General features: G+C 72.1%; 24 protein-coding genes. 20 read left to right on the top strand and 4 right to left on the bottom strand.

Features of this window, described 5'->3' with window-relative positions:
• Positions 1-82: 82 nt before the first annotated feature.
• From VSH64_RS20170 to VSH64_RS20130, 9 genes are all read left to right on the top strand, one after another.
• Positions 83-1,627: a UDP-N-acetylmuramoyl-L-alanyl-D-glutamate--2,6-diaminopimelate ligase gene (locus VSH64_RS20170; RefSeq protein WP_326837985.1), complete on the top strand. Its 1,545-nt coding sequence runs from the start codon at positions 83-85 to the stop codon at positions 1,625-1,627.
• Positions 1,624-3,159 (top strand): UDP-N-acetylmuramoyl-tripeptide--D-alanyl-D-alanine ligase, encoded by a 1,536-nt coding sequence (locus tag VSH64_RS20165; RefSeq protein WP_326837183.1) that lies wholly within the window; start codon positions 1,624-1,626, stop codon positions 3,157-3,159. The genes VSH64_RS20170 and VSH64_RS20165 overlap by 4 nt, the downstream gene beginning before the upstream one ends.
• Entirely contained in the window at positions 3,156-4,238 is a 1,083-nt protein-coding gene (gene mraY / locus VSH64_RS20160) for a phospho-N-acetylmuramoyl-pentapeptide-transferase (protein WP_326837182.1), read from the top strand. The genes VSH64_RS20165 and mraY overlap by 4 nt, the downstream gene beginning before the upstream one ends.
• A gap of 3 nt (positions 4,239-4,241) precedes the next feature.
• On the top strand, positions 4,242-5,663 hold the full coding sequence (gene murD, locus VSH64_RS20155) for a UDP-N-acetylmuramoyl-L-alanine--D-glutamate ligase (protein ID WP_456062097.1): 1,422 nt from the start codon (positions 4,242-4,244) through the stop codon (positions 5,661-5,663).
• Positions 5,650-7,161 carry a putative lipid II flippase FtsW gene (gene ftsW / locus VSH64_RS20150; RefSeq protein ID WP_326837181.1) on the top strand — a complete coding sequence of 504 codons (1,512 nt, stop codon included), beginning with the start codon at positions 5,650-5,652 and terminating at the stop codon, positions 7,159-7,161. The genes murD and ftsW overlap by 14 nt, the downstream gene beginning before the upstream one ends.
• Positions 7,158-8,282, top strand: coding sequence for an undecaprenyldiphospho-muramoylpentapeptide beta-N-acetylglucosaminyltransferase (gene murG, locus VSH64_RS20145; RefSeq protein ID WP_326837180.1), 1,125 nt, complete (start codon positions 7,158-7,160; stop codon positions 8,280-8,282). Before ftsW ends, murG begins: the two co-directional genes overlap by 4 nt.
• A complete protein-coding gene (gene murC, locus VSH64_RS20140) occupies positions 8,275-9,684 on the top strand; it encodes a UDP-N-acetylmuramate--L-alanine ligase (RefSeq protein ID WP_326837179.1) in 1,410 nt (469 codons plus the stop codon). The genes murG and murC overlap by 8 nt, the downstream gene beginning before the upstream one ends.
• Entirely contained in the window at positions 9,681-10,547 is an 867-nt protein-coding gene (locus tag VSH64_RS20135) for a cell division protein FtsQ/DivIB (RefSeq protein ID WP_326837178.1), read from the top strand. The genes murC and VSH64_RS20135 overlap by 4 nt, the downstream gene beginning before the upstream one ends.
• A gap of 84 nt (positions 10,548-10,631) precedes the next feature.
• Entirely contained in the window at positions 10,632-11,513 is an 882-nt protein-coding gene (locus VSH64_RS20130) for an NAD(P)H-binding protein (RefSeq protein ID WP_326837177.1), read from the top strand.
• Here the strand turns inward: VSH64_RS20130 and VSH64_RS20125 are convergent.
• Both VSH64_RS20125 and VSH64_RS20120 read right to left on the bottom strand, forming a co-directional pair.
• Positions 11,499-12,719, bottom strand: a complete 1,221-nt coding sequence (locus VSH64_RS20125) for an MFS transporter (RefSeq protein ID WP_326837175.1) — start codon at positions 12,717-12,719, stop codon at positions 11,499-11,501. The genes VSH64_RS20130 and VSH64_RS20125 overlap by 15 nt on opposite strands.
• Before the next feature lie 316 nt (positions 12,720-13,035).
• Positions 13,036-13,470, bottom strand: coding sequence for an OsmC family peroxiredoxin (locus tag VSH64_RS20120; RefSeq protein ID WP_326837174.1), 435 nt, complete (start codon positions 13,468-13,470; stop codon positions 13,036-13,038).
• A 135-nt stretch (positions 13,471-13,605) separates the two neighbouring features.
• Between VSH64_RS20120 and VSH64_RS20115 the strand changes: the two genes are divergently transcribed.
• Complete coding sequence (locus tag VSH64_RS20115) at positions 13,606-14,133, top strand: DinB family protein (protein WP_326837173.1); 528 nt, start codon at positions 13,606-13,608, stop codon at positions 14,131-14,133.
• Here VSH64_RS20115 and VSH64_RS20110 read toward each other — a convergent pair.
• Both VSH64_RS20110 and VSH64_RS20105 read right to left on the bottom strand, forming a co-directional pair.
• Complete coding sequence (locus VSH64_RS20110; protein WP_326837983.1) at positions 14,120-14,905, bottom strand: DUF1295 domain-containing protein; 786 nt, start codon at positions 14,903-14,905, stop codon at positions 14,120-14,122. The genes VSH64_RS20115 and VSH64_RS20110 overlap by 14 nt on opposite strands.
• Complete coding sequence (locus VSH64_RS20105) at positions 14,905-16,182, bottom strand: cyclopropane-fatty-acyl-phospholipid synthase family protein (RefSeq protein ID WP_326837172.1); 1,278 nt, start codon at positions 16,180-16,182, stop codon at positions 14,905-14,907. Before VSH64_RS20105 ends, VSH64_RS20110 begins: the two co-directional genes overlap by 1 nt.
• A 93-nt stretch (positions 16,183-16,275) precedes the next feature.
• Here VSH64_RS20105 and VSH64_RS20100 point away from each other — a divergent pair, with 93 nt between their 5' ends.
• From VSH64_RS20100 to wag31, 10 genes are all read left to right on the top strand, one after another.
• Positions 16,276-17,562 (top strand): NAD(P)/FAD-dependent oxidoreductase, encoded by a 1,287-nt coding sequence (locus VSH64_RS20100; RefSeq protein WP_326837171.1) that lies wholly within the window; start codon positions 16,276-16,278, stop codon positions 17,560-17,562.
• Positions 17,556-18,320 carry a DUF1365 domain-containing protein gene (locus tag VSH64_RS20095; protein ID WP_326837982.1) on the top strand — a complete coding sequence of 255 codons (765 nt, stop codon included), beginning with the start codon at positions 17,556-17,558 and terminating at the stop codon, positions 18,318-18,320. The genes VSH64_RS20100 and VSH64_RS20095 overlap by 7 nt, the downstream gene beginning before the upstream one ends.
• Complete coding sequence (gene sigK / locus VSH64_RS20090; RefSeq protein ID WP_326837170.1) at positions 18,313-18,921, top strand: ECF RNA polymerase sigma factor SigK; 609 nt, start codon at positions 18,313-18,315, stop codon at positions 18,919-18,921. The genes VSH64_RS20095 and sigK overlap by 8 nt, the downstream gene beginning before the upstream one ends.
• A complete protein-coding gene (locus VSH64_RS20085; RefSeq protein ID WP_326837169.1) occupies positions 18,918-19,682 on the top strand; it encodes an anti-sigma factor in 765 nt (254 codons plus the stop codon). Before sigK ends, VSH64_RS20085 begins: the two co-directional genes overlap by 4 nt.
• Before the next feature lie 305 nt (positions 19,683-19,987).
• Positions 19,988-21,289 (top strand): cell division protein FtsZ, encoded by a 1,302-nt coding sequence (gene ftsZ, locus VSH64_RS20080; protein WP_326837168.1) that lies wholly within the window; start codon positions 19,988-19,990, stop codon positions 21,287-21,289.
• An 86-nt stretch (positions 21,290-21,375) separates the two neighbouring features.
• On the top strand, positions 21,376-22,083 hold the full coding sequence (pgeF, locus tag VSH64_RS20075; RefSeq protein ID WP_326837167.1) for a peptidoglycan editing factor PgeF: 708 nt from the start codon (positions 21,376-21,378) through the stop codon (positions 22,081-22,083).
• 97 nt (positions 22,084-22,180) lie between these two features.
• Positions 22,181-22,849, top strand: a complete 669-nt coding sequence (locus VSH64_RS20070; RefSeq protein WP_407655656.1) for a YggS family pyridoxal phosphate-dependent enzyme — start codon at positions 22,181-22,183, stop codon at positions 22,847-22,849.
• A gap of 81 nt (positions 22,850-22,930) precedes the next feature.
• Positions 22,931-23,527 carry a cell division protein SepF gene (locus tag VSH64_RS20065; protein WP_326837165.1) on the top strand — a complete coding sequence of 199 codons (597 nt, stop codon included), beginning with the start codon at positions 22,931-22,933 and terminating at the stop codon, positions 23,525-23,527.
• Between the two features lie 126 nt (positions 23,528-23,653).
• Positions 23,654-23,929 (top strand): YggT family protein, encoded by a 276-nt coding sequence (locus VSH64_RS20060; protein ID WP_091616814.1) that lies wholly within the window; start codon positions 23,654-23,656, stop codon positions 23,927-23,929.
• A gap of 52 nt (positions 23,930-23,981) precedes the next feature.
• A complete protein-coding gene (gene wag31, locus VSH64_RS20055; RefSeq protein WP_326837164.1) occupies positions 23,982-24,830 on the top strand; it encodes a DivIVA-like cell division protein Wag31 in 849 nt (282 codons plus the stop codon).
• Positions 24,831-25,990 lie beyond the last annotated feature (1,160 nt).

Below are 25,990 nucleotides of genomic sequence, written 5' to 3'. Positions count from 1 at the left end.
TCTCGGTAACCTCTCGGGCGTGTCCGTGTCCTCGTCCCAGCCCCAGAGCGGGCCGGCTGCCTCCTCGCTGCCGCAAAGCCCGGTGAAGGCGGTCGCCGCGCCGCCGCGCCCGGCCCGGATCGACCCGGTCCCGCTGGCCACCCTGCTCGCCCGCGCGGGCGCCCGGTTGATCGCCGAGAGCCCCGAGGCCGCCGATCTCACCGTGACCGGGACCACGCTGCGCGCGCAGCACGTGCTGCCCGGCGACCTGTTCGCCGGCCTGCCCGGCGCGCGCGCCCACGGCGCCGACTTCAGCGACCAGGCCGTGGCCGCCGGCGCGGCCGCGGTGCTCACCGACGCCGAAGGTGCCGCGCGGCCCGCGCTGCGCGACGCCGGCATCCCGGTCCTCGTGCACCCCGATCCGCGCGCCGCGCTGGGCGAGATGGCCGCGTGGATCTACGGCGAGCCGTCGCTGAACCTCTCGGTGCTGGGGGTCACCGGCACCTCCGGCAAGACCACCACCTCCTACCTCGTGGACTCGGGCCTGCGCGCCGCCGGCCTCACCACGGGCCTGATCGGCACGGTCGAGACGCGGATCGCGGGCGAACGCCTGGTCAGCGGGTTCACCACGCCGGAGGCGCCGGACCTGCAGGCGCTGCTCGCGGTGATGCTGGAGCGCGGCGTGACCCACGTGCCGATGGAGGTCTCGAGCCACGCGCTCGCGCTGGGCCGGGTCAACGGCACGCGCTTCGCGGTCGGCGCGTTCACCAACCTCTCGCAGGACCACCTCGACTTCCACCACGACATGGAGGAGTACTTCGCCGCCAAGTCGCTGCTGTTCGACGGCCGCTCCACCACCGAGTGCGTGGTCGTGGACAGCGCGTGGGGCCGGGCGCTGCTCACGCCGCAGACGGTGACCGTGTCGATCGAGCCGGGCACCGACGCCGTGTGGCGCGCCGCGGACATCGAGCCGACGCCGGCGGGGGAGCAGACCTTCACCCTGCACGGCCCGGACGGCCTCGCGCTCGCCGCGAAGATCCCGCTGCCGGGCACCTTCAACGTGGCCAACGCCGTGCTCGCCGCCGCGATCCTCGGCAGCGCCGGGATCGCGCCCGCCGACATCGTGGCCGGCCTCGCGGCCGTCGAGGTGCCGGGCCGCATGGAGCGCGTGTACCTGGGCCAGGACTTCACCGCGGTGGTCGACTACGCGCACAAGCCCGCGGCCGTCGCGCAGGGGCTCGACGCGCTGCGCGCCCGCACCGAGGGCCGGATCATCACGGTGCTGGGCTGCGGCGGCGACCGCGACACGGCCAAGCGCCCGATGATGGGCGAGGAAGCCGTGCGCCGCAGCGACCTGCTGATCGTGACCGACGACAACCCGCGCTCGGAGGACCCGGCCGCGATCCGCGCCGCGATGCTCCAGGGCGCGCGGGGCGTCGGGCCGTCGCACGGCGGCGAGGTCGTGGAGATCGGCGACCGTCGCCAGGCCATCACCCACGCCGTGTCGCTCGCCCGCGCGGGCGACATCGTCTTCATCGCCGGCAAGGGCCACGAGACCGGCCAGGAGGTCCAGGGTGTCGTGCACCCCTTCTCCGACCGGGACGAGCTCGAGGCCGCCATCCGCAAGCATCTCGAGGTGACCGCGTGATCGAGCTCAGCCTGGCCGAGATCGCCGACGTCGTCGGCGGCCGGCTCCACGGCGCCGACGGCTCGGCGGTCGTCACCGGAACCGTCGAGTTCGACACGCGCAAGGTCGGCCCGGGCGGCCTGTTCGTCGCCCTGCCCGGCGAGCGGGTGGACGGGCACGACTTCGCCGCGAAGGCCGTGGCCGCCGGCGCCGTCGCGGTGCTCGCCGGCCGCGAGGTCGACGCCCCGGCGATCGTGGTGCCGCCGCTGACCGCGGGCCAGGCCCACGAGCGGTCCGTCGCGCTGACCGGCGACACGGACGGGTCCGGCGCCGCCGTGCTGGCCGCGCTGGCGAAGCTGGCCAACCACGTGGTCGGCCGGCTCGCCGCCGAGGGCCTCACGGTCGTGGCGCTCACCGGGTCGTCCGGCAAGACCTCGACCAAGGACGTGATCGCGCAGCTGCTCGAGCCCATGGGCCCGACGGTCGCGCCGCCCGGGTCGTTCAACAGCGAGCTGGGCCACCCGTGGACCGCGCTGCGCGCCGACCGCGCCACCAAGTACCTGGTGCTGGAGATGTCCGCGCGCGGCCAAGGCCACATCGCCGACGCGGCCGCGATCACGCCGCCGCGCATCGGGGCCGTGCTCAACGTCGGCAGCGCGCACGTCGGCGAGTTCGGCTCACGCGAAGCCATCGCGAAGGCGAAGGGCGAGCTCGTGGAGGCGCTGCCGAGCGCCGCCGACGGCGGGGTCGCGGTGCTGAACCTCGACGACCCGCTGGTCGCGGCCATGGCGAGCCGCACCACCGCTCGCGTGGTCGGCGTCGGCGAGACCGCGTCGGCCCAGGTCCGCGCCGCCGACATCACGGTGGACGACGAGGCCCGTGCCTCGTTCCGGCTGGTCACCCCGGCCGGTGAGGCGCAGGTGCGGCTGCCGCTGCACGGTGAGCACCACGTGGGCAACGCGCTCACGGCCGCCGCCATCGCGCTGGAGCTCGGCGCCACACCGGACGAGGTCGCCCAGCGGCTCTCGGCCCTCGAACGCCGCTCGGCCCACCGCATGGACGTGACCACCCGCGCCGACGGCGTCACGGTCATGAACGACGCCTACAACGCCAACCCCGAGTCGGTGCGCGCCGCGCTGAAGGCACTCGCCTCGATGCGCCGCACCGGCCGCCGCGCGTGGGCCGTGCTCGGTGTGATGGCCGAGCTCGGCGCCGACACGGTGACCGAGCACGACAGCATCGGCCGCCTGGTGGTGCGCCTCAACATCGACAAGCTCGTGGTGGTCGGCGACGAGGCCGCGCCGATGCACCAGGGGGCCTCGCAGGAGGGCTCCTGGAACGAGGAGTCGGTGCAGGTACCCGATGGCGACGCCGCCGTGGCCCTGCTGCATGATCAGCTCCGTCCCGGGGACGTGGTGCTGGTCAAGGCCTCCAATTCCGCCGGCCTCTGGCGGGTGGCCGAGGCGCTGCTCGCGGCCCCCGGGTCCTCCGGATCCCCTTCCGTTTCCCCCTCCCCGTCCTCCTCTGAACGCTCGAACGGTGGTCACGCGTGATCAACATCCTGATCGCGGCCGCGGCGGGTCTGCTGGTCTCCATCCTGCTCACGCCCTACCTGATCCGGGTCTTCTCCCGGCAGGGCTTCGGGCAGGAGATCCGCGAAGAAGGCCCTGCGGGCCACAAGTCGAAGCGCGGCACCCCGACCATGGGTGGCGTCGCGATCATCATCGCCATGGTGGTCGGCTACTTCGTCGCGCACCTGATCAGCTGGCTCGGCAACTCCCACAGCTCGGCGCCCTCGGCGTCGGGTCTGCTCGTGCTCATGCTCGCCGTGGGTCTCGGCATCGTCGGGTTCCTCGACGACTTCATCAAGATCCGCAAGCAGCGCAACCTCGGCCTGAACAAGACCGCGAAGCTGGTCGGCCAGCTCGTGGTCACCATCCTGTTCGCGGTGCTGTCGCTGCAGTTCGCCGACGAGCAAGGCCTCACGCCCGCGTCGCAGAGCCTTTCCTACGTGCGTGACCTGGCGCTGATCACGTTCCCGTGGATCGTGTTCGTGATCTTCTGCTACGTGGTCATTTCCGGCTGGTCGAACGCGGTGAACTTCACGGATGGCCTCGACGGCCTGGCGGGCGGCGCCGCCGCGATGGTGCTGGCCACCTACGTGATCATCTCGTTCTGGCAGGCGCGCCTCTCGTGCGCCGACGGTCCCCAGACCGCGTGTTACAACGTGCGCGACCCGCTGGACCTCGCCGTCGTCGCCGCGGCGGCGACCGGCGCGTGTGTCGGGTTCCTGTGGTGGAACGCCGCACCGGCCAAGATCTTCATGGGTGACACCGGTTCGCTGGCGCTCGGCGGTCTCGTGGCCGGCCTGTCGATGACCACCCGCACGGAGCTGCTCGCCATCGTGATCGGCGGCCTGTTCATGGTCGAGATGATCTCGGTGGTCACGCAGATCGCGGTCTTCCGCACCACGCGGCGAAGGCTCTTCCGGATGGCGCCCTTCCACCACCACTTCGAGCTCGCCGGGTGGGCGGAAACCACGGTGATCATCAGGTTCTGGTTGCTCTCGGCCATCTGCTGCATGTTCGGCCTCGGGCTGTTCTACAGCGAACAGCTCGGCGTCGGGAGCTAGGTCTTGACCGGCAAGGAACTGCTGCTCGACGGCAAGACCGTGCTCGTGGCGGGCGCCGGGGTCACCGGGAAATCGGTGGTACCGGTGCTGCGCGAGCTCGGCGCCCACGTGACGGTGACCGACGGCAACGCCGAACGGCTCGAAGAGCTGGCCGGCCTCGGCGCCGAGCTGGTGCCGGGCCTCAGCGAACCGCCGCCGGGCACGGCGCTCGTGGTCACCAGCCCGGGCTGGCGGCCCACCTCGCCGCTGCTGGTCGCCGCGGCGGCCGCCGGTATCGAGGTGATCGGCGACGTCGAGCTGGCCTGGCGGCTCGGGCAGCTGCGCGAGCACCCGCCGTCGTGGCTGGTCATCACCGGCACGAACGGCAAGACCACCACGGTCGGCATGCTCGAGTCGATGCTGCGCGCGGGCGGGGTCGACGCCGTGGCCTGCGGGAACGTCGGGTACGCGGTGCTCGACGCCGTGCGGGCCGGCCACGCCGTGCTCGCCGTGGAGCTCTCCAGCTTCCAGCTGCACTGGTCCTCCACCCTCGCGCCCGACGCGTCGGTGGTGCTCAACCTCGCCGAGGACCACATCGACTGGCACGGCTCCATGGAGGAGTACGGCGCCGCGAAGGGCCGGGCCCACGACCGCTCGCGCGTGGTCGTGCACAACGCGCAGGACGAGTGGTCCACGCGGCTGGCCGAAGAGCACGCGCCCGCGAGCGCGCGCCGGGTCGGGTTCCGCCTGGACACGCCGTCCGTCGGTGAGCTCGGTGTGGTCGAGGACCTGCTGGTGGACCGCGCGTTCGTGGCCGACCCCGCCACGAGCGCGGAAGAGCTGGCGACGCTGGCCGACGTCCGCCCGGCCGGGCCGCACAACGTCGCCAACGCCCTCGCCGCCGCGGCGCTCGCGCGGGCCCACGGCGTGGGCACCGAGGCCGTGGTGCGCGGGCTGCGGGAGTACCAGCCGGCGCCGCACCGCGCGCAGGAGGTCGCCGAGCTCGGCGGCGTGCGCTACGTGAACGACTCGAAGGCCACCAACCCGCACGCCGCGGGCGGTTCGCTGCGCGCCCACGAGAGCATCGTGTGGATCGCCGGCGGCCAGCTCAAGGGCGCTTCCGTGGACGAACTCGTGGCCTCGATCAGTGGCCGGCTGCGCGGAGTTGTGCTACTCGGCGTGGATTCACCCGTGATCGCAGCCGCGGTTGCGCGACACGCGCCGGATGTCCCGGTGAACAGCCTCCGTCCGGGTGACGATGAACCCATGACTGCGGCGGTGGATGCGGCCAGCGCGATGGCTCGACCTGGTGACGTGGTGCTGCTCGCGCCCGCCGCCGCCTCGTTGGACATGTTCCGCAACTACGGCGAACGCGGCGACGCGTTCATCGCGGCGGTGCGGGTCCTGGCGGGCGGTGCGGCGGGGGCGGCGAATGACGGCAGTTGACGAGAAGCAGACCCAGGATCGGCCCGAACGGCCGCAGCGGAACCGGCGGGAGCGCAAGGTAAGCCCGTTCGTGGCTTTCCGCACCGCGCTCACGGCGTGGCTCTCGCGGCCGCTGGCGTCGTTCCACCTGGTGCTGGCGCTGACCGGCGTGCTCACCGTGATCGGCGTCGTGATGGTGCTGTCGGCCTCGTCCGTCGCGTCCTACGACCCGAGCACCGGCAGCAGCGTGTACTCGCTGTTCTACCGGCAGGTGCTCTTCGTCGCGATCGGCTCGGTGGTGTTCTGGGTCGGCCTGCGGATCAAGCTCGAGCGCGTGCGGCGCATGTCGGCGACCATGGTCGTGGTCTGCCTCGGCCTGCTGATGCTGGTGCTCACCCCGCTCGGCTCGACCGTGAACGGCTCGCAGGGCTGGTTCAAGCTCGGCGTGTTCACGTTCCAGCCGGTGGAGGCCGCGAAGGTCGCGCTGGCGTTCTGGGGCGCGCACATCCTGGTGATCAAGTACAACGTGATCCACCAGTGGCGCCACCTGCTCGTGCCGGTGGTCCCGGTCGCGCTCGTGATGTTCGCGCTGGTCATGCTGCAGCCCGACCTGGGCGGCACGATCACGCTGTCGGTGGTGCTGCTGGCGCTGCTGTGGTTCGCCGGCGCGCCGAAGCGGCTGTTCGGGGTGATCCTGGCGGGCGGTCTCGCCGGCGTCCTGGTGCTGGCCATCATCGCGCCGTACCGGCTCACCCGCGTGCTGTCGTTCCTCTCGCCGGACACCGACCTCAGCTCCGCCGGGTACCAGGCCAACCAGGCGAAGCTCGCGCTCGCCGACGGCGGCCTGTTCGGCAAGGGCCTCGGCCAGGGCGCGTCCAACTGGGGCTACCTGCCCAACGTGCAGAACGACTTCATCTTCGCCCTCGTGGGCGAGGAGCTCGGCTTCGTGGGCTGCGCCGTGGTGCTGGCCCTGTTCGCGCTGGTGGCCGTGGTCGGCCTGCGGATCGCGACGCGGAACATCGACCCGTGGATCCGGATCGTCGCGGGCACGCTCACGATGTTCCTGGTCGCGCAGGCCGCCATCAACATCGGTTACGTGGTCGGCCTGCTGCCGGTCACCGGGGTCACGCTGCCGTTGATCTCCTACGGCGGCACCTCGCTGCTCATCACGATGCTCATCATGGGAGTGCTCGCCAACGCCGCCCGGCACGAACCGGAGGCGGTGGCCGCACTGCGTTCTCAGGGTCCGGGTAAATTCGGACGCCTGCTGCGGTTGCCCGCACCCGACCCGTACCGCCCGCCCACGACCACCCGCAAGGGACAGGCCGGGCGGGGGACCGGTTCGGGGGCCAAGGCGGCCCGGCCGGCGCCCCGCACGGCCCGGCCCGCACCGGCACAGGAGCGGCGCAGGTCGGCTCGGCAGCCGGCTCGGCGCGGCACTGCCGCACGGACGAACGCGGCGCGGACAACAGCGAACCGCGGTGCCAGGGGCACCGCGAACCGGAGAGGTCATTGGTGAGTAACCCCGTCAAGGGAGCCGAGCGGTCCCCCTCGGGCAAGGTGCCCGTGGTGGTCGTCGCCGGTGGTGGCACCGCAGGACACATCGAACCCGCTCTCGCCCTGGCCGACGCCGTGATGCGGCTGCGTCCCGACGCGAAGGTGATCGCGCTGGGCACGGAGCGCGGCCTGGAGAACAAGCTGGTCCCCGCCCGCGGCTACCCGCTCGAGCTCATCCCGCCGGTGCCGCTGCCCCGCAAGCCGACCCCGGAGCTGCTGCGCCTGCCGCTGAAGGTGCGCGACTCCGTGCGCCAGACCCGTGAGGTGCTGGCCCGCGTCGGTGCCGACGTGGTGGTGGGCTTCGGCGGCTACGTCGCACTGCCGGCCTACCTCGCCGCCCGCGGCCGCACGCCGATCGTGGTGCACGAGGCCAACCAGTCGCCCGGCCTGGCCAACAAGGTGGGCGCCCGGTTCGCCGCGCGCGTGGCGGTGGCCGTGCCCGGCACGCCGTTGCCGAAGGCGGAGGTCGTGGGGATCCCGCTGCGCCGCTCGATCACGTCGCTCGACCGCGCCGCGCTGCGCGCCGAGGCCCGCAAGTTCTTCGACCTCGACCCCGACGCCCCGACGCTGCTGGTGTTCGGCGGCTCGCAGGGCGCGCAGTCGATCAACAGCGCCGTGTCCGGGGCCGCGAAGGAGCTGGCCGAGGCCGGCGTCGGCGTGCTGCACGCCCACGGCCCGAAGAACACGCTGGTGGTGCAGGAGTTCCCGGGCAAGCCGGCGTACGTGCCGGTGCCCTACCTGGAGCGCATGGATCTCGCGTACGCCGCGGCGGACGTGGTGCTGTGCCGCTCGGGCGCGATGACCGCGGCCGAGGTGTCGGCCGTCGGGCTGCCGGCGGTGTTCGTGCCGCTGCCGCACGGCAACGGCGAGCAGGCCACGAACGCCCGCCCGGCCGTCGACGCCGGTGCGGCCTTCCTGGTGCCCGACGCCGAGCTGACGCCGGCCAAGGTCGCCGAGCTGGTCGTGCCGCTGATCACCGACCCCGAGCGCGTGACGAAGATGAGCGAGGCCGCCGTGGGCATGGGGCACCGCGAGGCCGACGAGACGCTCGCCAAGATCGTGCTGGAGGCCGCAGGTGCCTGAGCTGCCCGAAGAACTGCGCCGCGCGCACCTGATCGGCATCGGCGGGGCCGGCATGTCCGGCATCGCGCGGATCCTGCTCGCCCGCGGGGTCGCCGTGTCCGGTTCGGACGCCAAGGAGTCGCGCGCGCTGCTGTCGCTGCGCGCCCAGGGTGCCGAGCTGTTCGTGGGCCAGCGCGCGGAGAACCTCGACGAGCTCGCCGAGGCGCCCTCGGCCGTGGTGGTGTCCACCGCGATCAAGGAGTCCAACCCGGAGCTGGCCGCCGCTCGTGCGCGCAACATCCCCGTGCTGCACCGCGCGCAGGCGCTCGCGGGGCTGATGGAAGGCCACCGCGTGGCCTGCATCGCCGGCACGCACGGCAAGACCTCGACCACGTCGATGCTCACGGTGGCGCTGCAGCACTGCCGGCTCGACCCGTCGTTCGCGATCGGCGGCGACCTCAACGAGTCGGGCGCCAACGCGCACCACGGCGAGGGCGGCGTGTTCGTGGCGGAAGCCGACGAGAGCGACGGCTCGTTCCTCACGTACTCGCCGTCGGTCGCCGTGGTCACCAACGTCGAGCCGGACCACCTCGACCACCACGGCACCGCCGAGGCGTACGTGAAGGTGTTCACCGAGTTCGTCGGGCGGCTGCAGCCCGGTGGCCTGCTCGTGGTGTGCGCCGACGACCCGGGTGCCGCGGCGCTGGGCGACCAGGCCGCCGCCGAGGGCGTGCGGGTGCGCCGCTACGGCCGCTCGGTCACCGACCCGGCCGACGCGCGCGTGCTGGACTACAAGCCCGCCCCGGACGGCGGTCAGGTGCGGCTGCTGCTCGACGGTGAGGAGCTCGACCTGCGGGTGGCCGTGCCCGGTGAGCACATGGCACTCAACGCCACCGCCGCGCTGCTCGCCGGCCTCGAGCTGGGCGCGCCGGTGAGCGGGCTGGCCGAAGGGCTCGCCGCGTTCGGCGGGGTGCGCCGGCGGTTCGAGTTCAAGGGCCGCTCCGGCGACGTGCGGGTGTACGACGACTACGCCCACCACCCCACGGAGGTGTCGGCGCAGCTGAAGGCCGTGCGCACGGCGGCCGGGCTCGGCCGGGTGCTGGTGGTGTTCCAGCCGCACCTGTACTCGCGCACGCAGACGTTCGCCGTCGAGTTCGCCGAGGCCTTGTCGCTGGCCGACGAGGTCGTGGTGCTCGACGTGTACGGCGCGCGCGAAGAGCCGGTGCCGGGTGTCACGGGTGCGGTGATCGCCGACCGCGTGACGAGCCCGGTGCACTACCAGCCCGCGTTCGATCTCGCGGCGAAGCTCGTGGCCGACCTGGTGAAGCCGGGTGACCTCGTGGTGACCATGGGCGCCGGCGACGTGACGCAGCTGGGCCCGGAGATCCTGGCCGAGCTGGACCGCAGGACCGCGGGCGCATGACCTCGACCAGGGAGCGCCGCAACCCGCCCTCGTCCGAAGCGGACGAGCGGGATCGCGCTGCCCTGGCCAGGGCGAGGCGGGGGCGGCGTTCGGAGGAGGAACGCCGCCGCACGCGCTCGACCCGTTCGGCACCGCGCTCGGGCCGGGCGGTCCGCGCCGAGAGCCTGCGGGCGCGTCCCACGCGGAAGAAGGAGATCCGGCGTCGCTGGGTCGCGCTGCTGATCGTGGCCACGCTCGTGGGCCTGGGGTACCTGCTGTTCTTCAGCTCGCTGCTCGGGGCGAAGGACGTGGCGGTGCAGGGCGCGAAAACGGTGTCGGCCGAGCAGATCCGCGGCGTCGCCGCCGTGCCGGTCGACAAACCGATGCTGCTCGTCGACGTCGACGGGATCCGTGACCGCGTGGCGCAGATGCCGGGGATCGCGACGGTCGACGTGTCGCGCTCGTGGCCCAGCACCATCGAGATCGCGGTGACCGAGCGCACGGCGATCGCGTTCTTCGACAGCGGCCCGGGCGGTGACGGCGTGCACCTCGTCGACGGCGGCGGGGTCGTGTTCAAGACCGTGAAGGCGCGCCCGGCCGGGCTGCCCGAGCTGAAGCTGCCGAAGGTGTCGGCCGACGATCCGGTGACCCGCGCGGTGACCGCGGTGCTCGGCGTGATCCCGCAGGCGCTGCTCAAGCAGGTGACCACCGCGACGGCCCAGACGCCGGCCAGCGTGCAGTTCACGCTCACCGACGGCAAGACCGTGCGCTGGGGCGACGCCGGCAAGACCGACCGCAAGGCGAAGGTGCTCGCCGCGCTGCTCACGCAGAAGGGCAAGGTCTACGACGTCTCGGCACCGGAGCTGCCGACCATCACGTCCTGACCTCGCGATTTCCGCTGGCCACTTCTTCTTCGTATGCTGTACGCTGTTTAATTCCGTACGGCATACGAGGGAAGGTGGGGGAGCATGCCGATTCTGGTGACCGGGGCGACCGGCAACGTCGGGCGGCTCGTGGTCGACGAACTCCTGGCACGCGGCGCGGCGGTGCGCGCGCTCACGAAGGATCCCGCATTGGCGGATCTGCCGAGTGGCGTCGAGGTGGTGGTGGGGTCGCTCGCGCGGCCTTCGACGCTGCCGGCGGCGCTCGCCGGGGTCGAGGACGTGTACCTCGCGCCGATGGCCCGCACGGTCACGCGGTTCTGCGAGCTCGCGGCCGAGGCCGGTGTGCGGCGGGTGGTCGCGCTGTCGGGCAGCAGTGTCGGGGACGAGACCGACGGCTCCAGCGGGCCGGAGTTCGCGGCGGTGGAAGCGGCGGTCACGGCCGCGGGGTTCACCCGCACGTTCCTGCGGCCCGGGGTGTTCATGGCGAACTCGCTCGGCTGGGCCGAACCGCTGCGCACGCACGGGGAAATCCGCACGGCCTACCCGGAGGCCACGCAGACGCCGATCGACCTGAGTGACATCGCGGCCGTCGCCGCGCACGTGCTCACCACCGAAGGGCACGACGGGCGCACGTATGTCCTCAGTGGACCGGAGGCGCTTTCGTTGCGGGAGATGGCAGCGAAGGTCGCGGTGGCGCTGGGTCGTGCGGTGCCGTTCGTGGAGCTGACGCGCGAGCAGCAGCACGCGGAGTGGGTCGAGCTGGGGATCCCGGGCGAGATCGCGGACTGGTTGCTCGACGGGTTCGCCGCCGTGGTGGCGCGGCCGCAGGTGCCGACCGGGGTGGTCGAGCAGCTGCTGGGCCACCGCGGCGTGACCTACTCCGAGTGGGCCGCGCGGGTGTGGCCCGCGGCCGTCGGCCCGTCAGTTATCCGCCCGTCAGGTGTCAGCCCGTCACGAATCGACTGAGCGGCGCTCGGTCGTCCACCACGCCAGCGCGATCAGGGGGATCACGGCGCCGAGGATCGACACCGCCGTCCAGCCGCCCGCGTGGTAGAGCACCGAGCCGACCTCCGACCCGATCGCCCCGCCCACGAAGAACGTGGCCAGGTAGATGCTGTTCACGCGGGCGCGGGCGTTCGGGTCGAGCTGGTAGATCACGTGCTGGCCCGACACCATCGTGGTCTGCACGGCCATGTCGAGCGCGATGGCCGCCACCGCCAGCGCGATCACGCTGTGGGCGCCGAAACCGCCGACCGCGAAGGCCGCCGCGCACAGCAGGAAGGACGCGCCGGTGGCGATGCGGCCGTGGCCGTGGTCGGCCCAGCGCCCGGCGAGCGGGGCGATCGCGGCGCCGGCCGCGCCGACGAGGGCGAACAGGCCCACCCCGAGCTGCGAGTAGTGGAACGGCGCCGAGGTGAGCACGAACGCGATCGTGGTCCAGAAGGCGCTGAACACCGAGTAGAGCGCGGCCTGGTACAGCGCGCGGCGGCGCAGGGCCGGGTGGTCGCGGGCCAGCCGCAGCGTGGAGCGCAGCAGCTCTCCATAGTGGACGGACGTCTTCGGCGCGCGGCGCGGCAGGCTGAACCGCAGCGCCACGGCGAGGATCGCCATCAGTCCCGCCGAGATGAGGAACACGACCCGCCAGGTGGTGACCTCGGCCAGCAGGCTCGCGGCCACGCGCGAGAGCAGGATGCCGAACAGCAGCCCGCTCATCACGCGCCCGACGATGCGCCCGCGCACGGCGTCGGGCGAGAGGTCGGCGGTGAGCGGGATCAGGATCTGCACGACCACCGACGTCGAACCGGCGATGAGCGACGCGATCAGCAGCACCGAAAACTGCGGTGCCAGGCCGGTCGCCACCAGGCCGGCGCACGCGATGGCCAGCAGCAGCGACACCAGGCTGCGGTTCTCGACGCGGTCGCCGAGCGGCACGATCAGCAGCATGCCCGCCGCGTAACCGATCTGCGTGGCGGTGACCACCCCGCCGGCCGCCGCCTCGCCCACGCCGAACGTGGTGCGCAGTTCGTTGAGCAACGGTTGCGCGTAGTACAGGTTCGCGACCGTGAGCCCGCACGACACGGCGAGCAGCACCACGAGCCACGCGGGCGGCGCCTGCTTCGGCACGGTGTCTCGCGCGACGGGAGCCGGGGTTTCGGCTTCGGGCTGGGTCACAGGTACCTCGTTCTCGACAACCGGAACAACCGCTTTCGAGCCTAACAGTGCGTCACCGGCTGCCCAGGGTGATCTTCGCGACCCGGACCTGCTTGCGGGGCGCCGGTTTCCGCCCGCGGTGTCCGGGTCACCCGGAGCCGGGTCCGGCCATTGTGGACAGTGGTGCCGGCCACACCTTCGGCTGCTCGTCGCCTCGGTGTCGGTAGACGACGAAGGGCCCCTCCCCGGAATCGGATTCCGGGACGAGGCCCTTCACGGACCGTGGTGGGCCTCCGGTCAGGGGAGGCCCACCACGGCACAGGTCACGCGCGACCGGTCAGGCCAGCGCCGCGTCCATGGTGATGGTGGTGCCGGCGAGGGCCTTGGTGACCGGGCAGGTCTTCTCGGCGGTCTCGGCGTACTGCGCGAACTGCTCGGCGGTGACGCCGTCGAGCTTGGCGCGCAGGGTGATGGCGATGCCGCTGATCTCGAAGCCGCCGCCCTGCGCCGGGCCGAGGGTGACCTCGGCGGAGACGTCGATGTAGTCGGCCTCGAGCTTCTCGGCCTCGAGCACGCCGGAGAGGTTCATCGCGAGGCACGAGGAGTGCGCGGCGGCGATGAGCTCTTCGGGGCTGGTCTGCCCGTCGGGGTTGCCCGCGCGGGTGGGAAACGACACGTCGTAGGTGCCGGCGTTGGACGAGTCGAGCGTGACCTCGCCCTTGCCCTTCTGCAATCCGCCGGTCCAGTGGGTGGTCGCGTCACGGCTGGGCACAACTGCCTCCTCGGTGCTGGATCCCCCGGAGTGGGGGACCGCGAAAGATCTTCTGTCCACAAACATAGTGCGCAATGAGATTGTGCGCAACCTATCTGGCGAAAAAGGTTTGCCGGATGCGGGAGGCTGCACCTCATGACGACTCCGCCCGCGAAGAGCGCGCCACCCGAACGCCTCGACCCGCCGATGGACGCCGACGAGCGCACGCAGCTCACGATGTTCCTCGACTACCTGCGCGCGAGCGTGGTGTGGAAGTGCAGCGGGCTCACCGACGAGCAGGCCCGCCGCCGCCTCGTGCCCAGCGAGCTGACCACCATCAGCGGTCTGCTGGGCCACCTCGCGCTCGTGGAGAACTGGTGGTTCCGGGTCGTGCTCGACGGGCAGCCCGACGAGTGGGCCGAAGCCCTGGCTCAGGACCCGGACGCCGAGTTCCGCGTCGCGCTCACCACGCCGATCGAGCAGCTCATCGCCGGCTACGAAGCCGAGGTCGCGCTCAGCCGCGAGATCGTGGCCGCGCGCGAGTTCACCGACACCGTGCGCTACAAGGACCGCGAGGACCTCAACGTGCGCTGGGTCGTCACGCACCTGATCGAGGAGACCGCGCGCCACCTCGGCCACCTCGACCTGCTACGCGAGCTCACCGACGGCCTCACCGGCGAGTGAGCTTCTTCGGCGGCAGCGGCACGAAGCCGCTCGTGCGCTCCACGTACGTCGCGTAGCCCGGGCGCGTCTGGGCCATCCCCTTCTCCAACATGGGTTTCCCGGTCCCGCGCGCGAGGGTGAACGTCATCACGACCGGCGAGAGGATCGTCGCCGCGCCGGGCCACGTCGAGCACGCGAGCAGGTACAGGCCCCACCACACGCAGGCGTCGCCGAAGTAGTTCGGGTGCCGGGTGTAGCGCCACAAGCCGGTGTCGAGCACCTTGCCGCGGCTGTCCGGGTCGGCGCGGAAGCGGCTCAGCTGCGCGTCGCCGACCGTCTCGAACGTGAAGCCGAGCACCCACACCGCGACGCCGAGCCAGCCGAGCACCCCGAGCCCGGTGCCGTACATCGCGAACTGCACCGGCAGCGACACGAACCAGAGGATCACGGCCTGCACGAGGTAGACCCGCCCGTACATCCGCAGGCCCGGGTTGGCCCCGGCCCGCTCCACCATCCGCTGGTAGCGCGGGTCCTCGGGTTTGCCGTGGTTGCGCACGTGCAGGTGGACGGAGAGCCGCACGCCCCACACCACCGTGAGCGCGGCCGTGACCAGCCGCAGCGGCAGCGGCCCGCTGCCGAACGGGAACGCGACCACGGCGACGAGCGCGAACCCGAGGCCCCAGAACGTGTCCACGGTGTCGTAGCGGCCGCGCAGCCGCGCGATGCCGAACGTCGCGGTGGCCGCGACCAGGGTCACGCCGGCGGTGAGCCCGAGCAGCGCGCCGAGGCCGATCACGCCCACTCCCGTGTGGCCGGGAAGCCGGAGTCGCCGGCTTCGGTCGGCCGCACGGCCAGGATCTGGTCCACGCCCATGCGGTTCTCCTCGAACGCCAGCGCGCCGCCCACGAGGTAGAGCCGCCACACGCGCGCCTCGGCCTCGCCGACCAGCGCCACGGCCTCGGCCCAGTGGAACTCCAGCGTCTCGGCCCACTCGCGCACGGTGGCCACGTAGTGCTCGCGCAGGGCGTGCACGTCGCGGATCTCGAACCCGGCCGTCTCGAGGTGCCCGAGCGTGGCGCTCAGCGGCCGCATCGTCATGTCCGGCGCGATGTAGCGCTCGATGAACGCGCCGCCCCCGGGCGCGGTGTCGCCGGCGCGTCCGCGCGACATCTGTTGCAGCACGAGCCGGCCGGCCGGGGTGAGCATGCGGAACAGCGTATTCGCGTAGGTCGGGTAGTTCGCCTCGCCGACGTGCTCGCCCATCTCCACGGACGCGACGGCGTCGAACGGCGCGTCGGCCAGCTCGCGGTAGTCCTGCTGCCGTACTTCGACGCGGTCTTCGAGGTCGTGCTGCTTCAGCCGCGCTCGCACGTGCTGCACCTGCTGGGCCGAGAGCGTGACGCCGACCGCGTGCACGCCGTGGTGCTTCGCCGCGTGCACCAGCAGCGAGCCCCAGCCGCAGCCGACGTCGAGCAGGCGCATGCCGGGGCGCAAACCGAGCTTGCGGCAGATCAGCTCGAGCTTGTCGTGCTGGGCCTGGGCGAGGCCGTAACCGGGTTCGTCCGAGGTCCAGTAGCCCGACGAGTAGGCCATCGAATCGTCGAGCAGCAGCTGGTAGAACGCGTTGGACAGGTCGTAGTGGTGGGCGATGGCCGACCGGTCGCGCCGCAGGCTGTGCAGCACGCCGGTCAGCCTCGCCTCCTCCGCGGGCGGCTTCGGCGGCAGACCCAGCACGCCCAGGCGCGCGGCGAGCCCGGCCGCGCCGGCCCAGTCCCGCGGGGCGAGCCGCACCCTCCCCAGCTCGCCCGCACGGGTCAGCGCCCAGATCCGCCGGAACCCGTCGGCGAGGTCTCCTTCCACGTCGAGGTCACCCGACACGTACGCGCGCGCCAGCCCCAGCTCGCCCGGTGCGTAGAGCAGCCGCCGCAGCGCACGGCGGTTCTTCAGGACGACAGTCGGGCCCTCCGGACCCACGCGCTCGCCGTCCCAGGTGCGGAAGGCGATCGGCAACGGCGCGCCGAGGAGGCGCTCGACGAAGGCGGCCAGGCGGCCGGCGGTGCTGTTCGGCATAGCCGGGGTTCGGAGCCCGCGCCCGCGTGGATGGGTCCGGATTTTCCGGCCGATCCGACCAATCCGGGTCGGCACCGGTCCCGAATCACCGTCGTGCACCAGACCACGGGACACCTCTCACGCCCGGACCGCATCGCCGTCATCGGCAGCGGCGTCGCCGGCCTCACCGCCGCCTACCTGCTGCAGCGCCGCCACGAGGTGCTGCTGTTCGAAGCCGACCCGCGGCTCGGCGGGCACGCCCACACCCACGACGTGCCCAGCGCGCACGGCGGCACGATCGGGGTGGACTCCGGCTTCATCGTCCACAACGAACGCACGTACCCGACGCTGCTGCGCCTGTTCGGCGAGCTCGGCGTGCGCACGCGCGAGACCGAGATGTCCATGAGCATCCGCTGCGACGGCTGCGGCCTCGAGTACGCCGGCGCGAAAGGCGTGCAGGGTCTCTTCGCGCAGCGCCGCAACGCCACGAACCCCCGCTACCTGCGCATGCTCGCCGAGGTCAAGCGTTTCCACCGGCACGCGGCGCGGCTGCTCGGGCGCGAGGACGCCGGTGACGTCGGGCTCGGCGCGTTCCTCGCCATCGGCGGCTACTCGCGCTACTTCGTGGACCACTTCGTGCTGCCGCTCGTGTCCACGGTGTGGTCGGCCGACCGCACCGACACGCTGAGGTATCCGGCGCGCTACCTGTTCGAGTTCCTGAACAACCACGGCATGCTCACGGTGAAGAACTCGCCGAGGTGGCGCACGGTGGAAGGCGGCTCGCGCGAATACGTGGAGCGCGCGGCGAAGCAGCTCACCGCGGTGCACCTGTCCACGCCGGTGCGCTCGGTCGCCCGGACCTCGCGCGGCATCGAGATCCGCGACGACGCCGACACCCCGCACCGCGTCGACCGCGTGGTGGTGGCCACTCACGCCGACCAGGCGCTGGGGCTGCTGGCCGCCCCGACGACCGCCGAACGCGAGGTGCTCGGCGCGTTCCGCTACTCCCGCAACGACGCCTGGCTGCACACCGACACGAACGTGCTGCCGGTCGCCGCGGCCGCGCGCTCGGGCTGGAACTACCGCACGCCCGGGTGCGGTGCGGGCGGGGACGCCGTGCAGGTGAGCTACGACATGAACCGCCTGATGCGGCTCGACGAGCCCACCGGCTACGTCGTCACGCTCAACCCGCGCGACGAGCCCGACACCGGTTCGGTCGTGGCGAAGATGTCCTACGAGCACCCGGTGTACACAGCGGAATCCGTTGCCGCGCAACGCAAACTCGCCACCCTGAACGACGGTGTGGTCGCCTACGCCGGGGCGTACCACGGCTGGGGCTTCCACGAGGACGGCTGCTCGTCGGGCGTGCGCGCGGCCGAGAGCTTCGGGGTGAGCTGGTGAGCGCCGCGCTGTACGACGCCACGGTCGGGCACGTGCGCCGGATCGACCCGCCGCACGCGTTCGCGCACCGGCTGTACCTGTGGCTCACCGACCTGCCCGCCGAACCGGCGCCACCGCTGCTGCCGAGGTGGCTGCGGCCGTTCGCGGGCTTCGACGGCCGCGACCACTTCGAGCCGGGCGACGCGGGCACCATCCGGTCCAAACTGGACCGCTGGCTCGCGCACCGCGGAGTGGACCTGCGCGGCGGGCCGGTGACGATGCTCGCCTCGGCGCGGGTGCTGGGGTACGTGTTCAACCCGATCACCGTCTACTGGTGCCACACGCCCGACGGTGCGCTGGAGTGCGTGGTCGCCGAGGTGCACAACACCTACGGCGGGCGGCACGCCTACCTGCTGCGGCCCGACGCGGCGGGGCGGTCACGGGTGGAGAAGGAGTTCTACGTGTCGCCGTTCCAAGAGCTGGCGGGGGAGTACCGGATGCGGCTGCCGCGCCCGGACGCGCTGCTCGACCTCACCGTTTCCCTGCACCACGCGCCGGGAAAGAACGACGGCGGCGCCGGCACGCCGCTGGTCGCTACGCTGCGAGGGGTCCGCAGGCCGGCGGGCGCGCGGTCGTTCGCGCGGCTCGTGCTCGGCCGGCCCCTGCAGCCGCAGCGCGTGGCGGCGCTGATCCGCCGCCACGGTGTCGCGTTGTGGCTGCGCAAGGCCCCCGTGGCCACCCGGACCCCGCAGAACTCGTCAGGAGCGCTCCATGGATGAGACCGCCCGCCCGCGCCCGGTCGCGGCCGTCCCGGTGGGCGACGAGCACGCGGCGCCCACCGCCGAGGACCTCATGGCCGAGGTCGCCAAGGGTGACGAGCGCGCGTTCGAACTGCTCTACGACCAGCTCGCGGGCCCCGTCTACGGCCTGGTGCGGCGGATCGTGCGCGACTCGGCGCAGTCGGAGGAGGTGGCGCAGGAGGTGCTCGTGGAGCTGTGGAAGACCGCCACGCGCTACTCGCCCGAGAAGGGCAGCGCGCTCAACTGGGCGATGACGCTGGCCCACCGCCGCGCGGTGGACCGCGTGCGCTCGGCACGGGCCGGCACCGAACGTGAGCGCAAGGCGACGTTCGAGGCCGCGCGGGGGAGGCCGTTCGACGAGGTGGCCGAGTCGGTGACCGCGCGGCTGGAGCGCTCGCAAGTGCGCCGATGCCTGAAGTCGCTCACGGAGCTGCAGCGCGAATCGGTGCTGCTGGCCTACTACCAGGGCTACACCTACCGGGAGGTCGCCGACGTGCTGGCGACTCCACAGGGCACGATCAAGACGAGGGTGCGCGACGGGCTGATCCGGCTGCGCGACTGCCTGGGGGTGACCGCGTGAACTCGCCGGAAATGCACACGTTGACGGGTGCCTACGCGCTCGACGCCCTGTCGGAGACCGAGCGGGCCCAGTTCCGCCGGCACCTGGAGCAGTGCGAGGCCTGCGCGCAGGAGGTGCGCGAGCTGCGCGCCACCGCGGGCCGGCTCGGCGCGGCGATGGCCGAAGACCCGCCGGAGTCGCTGAAGCAGAGCGTGCTCGCGCAGATGCGCTCCACGCGGCAGCTGCCGCCGTTGACCGGACCCGAGCCGGGCGAACGCTCGCGCGGGCGCCGCCGTTGGCCGCTCATCGTGGCCACAGCTGCCGCGGTGGTGGGCCTCGCGCTCGCCGGCGTGTTCGGCGGGCTCGCGGCGACCACTCAGGGCCGGCTCGACGCCGCGCAGTCGCAGCTCGACCAGGCCCGCGTGCGCTACCAGCCCGTGGGCGAGATCCTGGCCGCGCCCGACGCGCGCGCCATCCACGGCACCGCGCCCGGCGGGGGCGGCGGCACGGTGGTGGTGTCGAAGCAGCTCGACCGCCTGATGTTCATGGAGTCGGGGCTGCCGCCGTACCCGGAGGGCCACGTGTACCAGGCCTGGCTGATGGGGCCGGACCTCGCGCCGCGCCCGGCCGGGCTGCTGCCCGGCGGACCCGCGGGGTCGCTCGTGGTGGCCGACGGGCTGGCCGGTGCGGACCAGTTCGCGATCAGCGTGGAGCAGGCGGGCGGCTCGCCGACCGGAAAGCCTTCGGACGACGTGGTTCTCGTGATGCCCGTGTCGGCGTGACGGGTTCCGAGCCCGGTTTTCGCGGCGGTACCGGTTCCCTCCCGGTGCCGCCGCGCTCGCGGTTTCCGGCGGCATAGCAGACGGGTGGATCACCGGGCGATCGGGTTCCCGCTCTTGCGCGCTCGTTCGCGTTGTGGCAAAACACCTTTGCCGCACACGGCGTGGCTACTGGATTCGAGCCTGCCCGGTGCCTACCGTCCTGCTCTAACGCCGGTGGTTGACATAACTCTCATTCTCGGCTTGAGGGTGAGGGTTGCGGCCACGGCGGGCAGCACGAGCACATCACGATCAGGAAGGCGGCCACGATGACGCCCCCGCACAACTACCTTGCGGTGATCAAGGTCGTCGGCATCGGCGGCGGCGGCGTGAACGCCGTGAACCGGATGATCGAGGTCGGCCTCAAGGGTGTCGAGTTCATCGCGGTGAACACCGACGCACAAGCACTGCTCATGTCCGATGCCGACGTCAAGCTCGACATCGGCCGGGAGCTCACGCGCGGTCTCGGCGCCGGCGCCGCCCCCGAGGTGGGGCAGAAGGCGGCCGAGGACCACCGCGAAGAGATCGAAGAGGTCATCAAGGGCGCCGACATGGTGTTCGTGACCGCCGGCGAGGGTGGTGGCACCGGCACCGGTGGCGCCCCCGTGGTCGCGCAGATCGCCCGCAAGCTGGGCGCGCTGACCATCGGCGTGGTGACCCGCCCGTTCACCTTCGAGGGCAAGCGCCGCGGCAAGCAGGCCGAGGACGGCATCCAGTCGCTGCGCAACGAGTGCGACACGCTGATCGTGATCCCGAACGACCGGCTGCTGCAGCTCGGCGACATCGGCGTGTCCCTCATGGACGCGTTCCGCTCCGCCGACGAGGTGCTGCTCTCCGGTGTCCAGGGCATCACCGATCTGATCACCACGCCGGGCCTGATCAACCTGGACTTCGCCGACGTGAAGAGCGTGATGTCCGGCGCGGGGTCCGCGCTCATGGGGATAGGGTCCGCGCGCGGTGAGGGCCGGGCGATCCAGGCGGCCGAGAAGGCGATCAACTCGCCGCTGCTCGAGGCGTCGATGGACGGCGCCCACGGCGCGCTGCTGTCGATCGCGGGCGGCTCGGACCTGGGCCTGTTCGAGATCAACGAGGCCGCTTCGCTGGTGCAGGAATCGGCGCACCCCGACGCCAACATCATCTTCGGCACGATCATCGACGACTCCCTCGGCGACGAGGTCCGCGTCACGGTGATCGCGGCCGGCTTCGACGCCGGCGCGCCCACGCACAAGAAGCTCGACCCGCCGGCCTTCGGCTCGCGCTCGGGCGGCACCACCGCTTCGGCCGCGGCCGGGCACGTGGGCGGCTCGCAGGCGCCCGCGCCGACCGGGGGCGCCACGCCGGTGCCGCCGGCCAGCGGCTCCGGCTACCCGGTGGCGCCGCCGCGCACGCAGCCGTCGCTGCCGCAGCCCGGCACGCCGCCGGGCGGCCTGCCCCAGCCGGGCGGCGGCTCGCGCGGCTACTCGCCGATCGGTTCCGGGCCCACGTCCGGCAGCCTGCCGAGCCGGCCGGCCACGGTGCACGACGACCCGTCGGACGACGAGGTCGACGTGCCGCCGTTCATGCGCCGCTAGCGTTCCCCGCTTCCCGAAGGCCACCCCGACCCGTGCGGTCGAGGTGGCCTTCGGCGTGTTCGGGCGTGTTTTGGAAGGATGGGCCGGTGCGAGTACGACGAGTCGTCACGACCAGGGCGGGCGGGGCTTCCCGGCCGCCGTACGACAGCTTCAACCTCGGCGACCACGTCGGGGACGAAGAGGGCAACGTCTTCGCGAACCGCGAGCGGCTGGCTTCCGAGCTCGGCCTCGCGCAGGATCGGCTGGCGTGGATGGAACAGGTGCACGGCCGCACGGCCACCGTGGTGGACGGCACCGAGACGAGCGCGGCCGAGGCGACCGATGCGTTGGTCACGGACAAGGCGGGTGTCGCGCTCGTGGTGCTCGTCGCCGACTGCGTGCCGCTGCTGATGGCCGACCCCGCCGCGGGCGTGGTCGCGGCGGTGCACGCCGGCCGGGTGGGCGCGCGCATCGGCGTGGTGCCGGCGGCGGTGGAGGCCATGCGCGGCCTCGGCGCCGAACCCGCGCGGATCGAGGCGCTGCTCGGGCCGGCGATCTGCGGGGCGTGTTACGAGGTGCCCGCGGACATGGCGGCCGATGTGGAGAAGCACGTGCCGGGCAGCGCGTGCCGCACCCGGCAGGGCACGCCGGGGCTCGACCTGCGGGCCGGGCTGTGGCGGCAGCTGGCCGGGCTCGGTGTCGGGCGCATCGGCGTGGATCCGCGGTGCACGGCGGAGGACAAGACGTTGTTCAGCTTCCGGCGCGACGGGACGACCGGGCGGCTCGCGGGGATCACGTGGCTGGAGGCGGCGTGAGCGGGCTCGTTCGCGGTGCCGAGCGGGTGTCCGGCGTGGCGCTGGGGGCGGCGTGACTGACGGCCGCCGCGAAGAGCTCGCGGCTTCGCTCGCCGCGATGGAGGACCGGATCGCGGCGGCGTGTGCGGCCGCGGGGCGGGCGCGTGACGAGGTGCGGTTGCTCGGGGTGACCAAGACCTTCCCGGCGTCCGACGCGGCGCTCCTGGTGGATCTGGGGCTCGAGAACCTGGCCGAGAACCGCGACCAGGAGGCCGGCCCGAAGGCGGAGGAGGTGCCGGGCGCGCGCTGGCACATGGTCGGCAGCCTGCAGCGCAACAAGGCGCGTTCGGTCGTGCGCTGGGCGGCGGAGGTGCAGTCGGTGGATTCCGCGCGGCTGGCCGACGCGCTGGGCCGCGCGACCGGCAGCGCTCGCGAGGCGGGGGAGCGGGCCGACCCGCTCGACGTGCTGATCCAGGTGAGCCTCGACGGCGACCCCGCGCGGGGTGGCACGCCGATTTCGGAGGTCGCCGCGCTGGCCGACCACATCACTCACGTGGGTGAGCTGAGGTTGCGTGGGGTGATGGCCGTCGCACCTCGGGAAGAGGAACCGGGCAGGGCCTTTGCCCTGCTTGCCCAGGTCTCCGAGCAGCTTCGGGAAGATCACCCGAATGCCGCAGAAGTCTCCGCCGGGATGAGCCATGATCTCGAACAGGCGATCACGCACGGCTCGACCTGTGTGCGTGTCGGAACCGCACTGCTCGGTGGGCGCGGTTTAGCCTCGCCGTAGGGAGTCCGCGGCGGTCGTCACGTTTCGTGTTCGGCCGGGTGGGGTAGCACGGTGCGGGAGCGGCTAAGGCTAGGGAGAGGCATGAGCGCGCTGCAGAAGCTGAAGGCCTACTTCGGGATGGTGCCTGCTGACGAGGACGGCTATGACGTCGAGGACGAGGACTACCGGCGTGACTACGACGACGAGTACGACTCCTACGAAGAGCCGCCGGCGCGTTCGCGCTCACGGTACCGCGAAGTGGATGACACGTACGACGAGCCCGCTCCGCGGACCCGGTCACGGTCGGTCACCGCTGCGGAGCCGACCACCCACGGTGCGCTCGCCGTGGACCGCCAGCCCGAGCCCGTCGCCCGGCTTCGGCCGGTCACCGAGCCCGTGCGCGCACCGTCTCGCGATCCGTTGAGCCGCATCACCACGCTCCACCCGACGAGCTACGTCGAGGCGCGGGCGATCGGCGAGCACTACCGCGAGGGCATCCCCGTGATCATCAACCTCACGGAGATGGAGAACGCGGACGCCAAGCGGCTCGTGGACTTCGCCGCGGGGCTCGCGTTCGCGCTGCGGGGCTCGATGGACAAGGTCACCAACAAGGTGTTCCTTCTCTCACCGCCGGATGTCGACGTCACGGCGGAGGACCGTCGGCGGATCGCCGAGGGCGGGCTTTTCCTCCGCGGGTGAAGCGGGGCTGAAGTCCGCGGGACCGCTGGGCGCAGCCAGACGTGATTTTGTCGACTCGGCGCCACGCCGGGCCTGCTGGCTGCGACTTCCCCCGGCGTCCCCCGCTAGAGTGGTCGCGTGAATGCTGTGTGGCTGGTGGTCTGGTACGTGCTGTTCGCCTTCTGGCTTCTGTTGACGGCGCGTATCGTGATCGAGCTCGTGCGGACCTTCGCACGGGAGTGGCGTCCCGCCGGAGGGGTTGCGGTGACGCTCGAGACCATCTACACAGTGACCGACCCGCCGGTTCGTCTGTTCAGACGAATGATCCCGATGGTTCGGATCGGCGGGATGGGACTGGACTTATCGATTATGGTGCTGCTGTTGGTTGTGTTCTTTGCGATGCAACTGGCAACTCCCAGGTGATCGGGGAAACCTGGGTGGACCCTGCAGGCCATGGAGTGCGTGAGGTGATCTGATGTCGTTGACCCCCGCTGACGTGCATAACGTCGCGTTCAGCAAGCCGCCCATCGGCAAGAGGGGCTACAACGAGGACGAGGTGGACGCGTTCCTCGACTTGGTGGAGACCGAGCTTGCCCGGTTGATCGAGGACAACAACGAGCTGCGCCAGCAGATCGAACAGCTCGACAACGAGCTCGAGTCGACCCGCGGTGAGCTCGAGAACGCGAAGGTGAGCGGTCCTCCGCCGGTGCGGGACGAGCCGTCCCGCCGCCTGGCGCCCGTGCCGCCGCCGGCCTCGGCGATGGAGCAGACGCAGGCCCACTCGATGGTCGGCGACAGTGGTGAGCCGAACGTCCAGGCCGCCAAGGTCCTCGGCCTCGCCCAGGAGATGGCCGACCGGCTCACCGCCGAGGCCAAGACCGAGTCCGACGGCATGCTGGCGGAGGCGCGGACCAAGTCCGAGCAGCTGCTCTCCGACGCCCGGGCGAAGTCCGACTCGATGGTCAACGAGGCGCGCACCCGCGCCGAGACCATGCTCAACGACGCGCGCACGCGCGCCGAGACGCTCGAACGCCAGGCCCGCGACAAGGCGACCACCATGGAACGCGAGTCGCAGCGCAAGTACACCGAGACGATGAACAACCTGAACGCCGAAAAGGGTTCGCTGGGCAAGAAGATCGAAGAGCTCCGCACCATCGAGCGCGAGTACCGCACTCGACTGCGCGGCTTCCTCGAGTCCCAGCTGCGCGAACTCGACGACCGCGGCTCCGCGGCCCCGGCCTCGGCGTCGTCCAACACCGGCCAGTCCACCGCCTCCACGGGCGGCCAGGGCTACTCCTTCGGCCCCCGCGCCGAAGCCGGCTGAGGTTCGTAGCCGGCCTGTTCTCGGTGTCTGGTCTCTAGATCTCTGGCTGACGCCCCGCCTGGTCCTCCGCTTCGTTCGGAGGTACCGGCGGGGCTTCGTCATGCCCTCTGACGGGTGGCTGGTGCTGCGGTTTCCGCATTTTCGGTAGTCGGTCGGTGGCAATTCGTGACGGCGGTTTTTGGCGGGTGAGGAATTCGGCCTGCGCATTCGGTGAGGGAATGCACACGGAATGCAGTGAGGGTCATTTCGGTAGTGGGTATTCGGGCCGGGAAAGTGCCCGATCGGGCTGATCTGGATCACGAGTTTTTGTGGGTTGGCCTGGTGATTTTCTCGCGTTGGCCCGGGGTGGGTGGGTGTGGTGGGTACGGAGTGCGGTGGGGTGGTCGCGGACTGCTAGGTAGGGGCCTCGGTGGGTGCTCGGTGGGTTCTCGCTTGGCTGGGTGGCGGGGCTGGCTGGCTCGCCGGGTGACTGTCGGGGCGTCGGCTTCAGCTGGCTCTCTGCGAGTGCTCGGTCGGTGGCTTCTCCGACTAACCCGACGAAGGTCGGGAGTCGGGCCCGGCGAGCATGCGATCGACGCTTGGCCGGCGATACCCGCAGGTCGATCTGGGCTGGTTCTCTGCGGGTGGTCGGTCGCCGGGACCGACCCGCGCAGTGATGGCCGGTACCGTCCCTCGGTGGTGGGGAAGCGCTGAGGGCGCTGTTGCTCAGTCGGGGACGGCCGCCGAGTCGGGCACGGCTGGAATTGGGCGGGTGTTTGTCCGCGGTCACCGGTCGGGCTGCCTCGGCAAGGCTCGGCGGGGTGTCGTGGTTCGCGCCGCTGGCGGTGGGTGTCTGCTGACCGTCATGGGGATGACCCACCCGGCGATGGTCAGCGGCGGTCTTGGTCGGCGGGTTGTCGGAGTTGGTACTGCTGCCGGCCGGCGCTTGGTCGTGCATCGGCGGGGTGACCTGTCCGGCCATCATCGGCAGCTGGCCTTGGCCGGCGTCCGGTCGGTCGGTGTCCAGGTCGGTGCTGCTGCCGGTCGGTGGTGGTCGCGGGTTTGCTCTGGAGATGTCGGCTCGTGCCCGGATCGCTGGGTGCCGTCTTTCGAGGGGTCTTCGGCCGGCGAGATACCGGAGGCCGGGATGAGCGATGGGTGTCTCGGAAGGTCGACCACCG

Origin of the sequence: Amycolatopsis rhabdoformis, from assembly GCF_035918295.1 — a bacterium.
Taxonomy (GTDB): Bacteria; Actinomycetota; Actinomycetes; order Mycobacteriales; family Pseudonocardiaceae; genus Amycolatopsis; species Amycolatopsis rhabdoformis.
The sequence above is the reverse complement of the archived record's forward strand: the minus strand, read 5'-3'. Positions and strand labels throughout refer to the sequence as shown.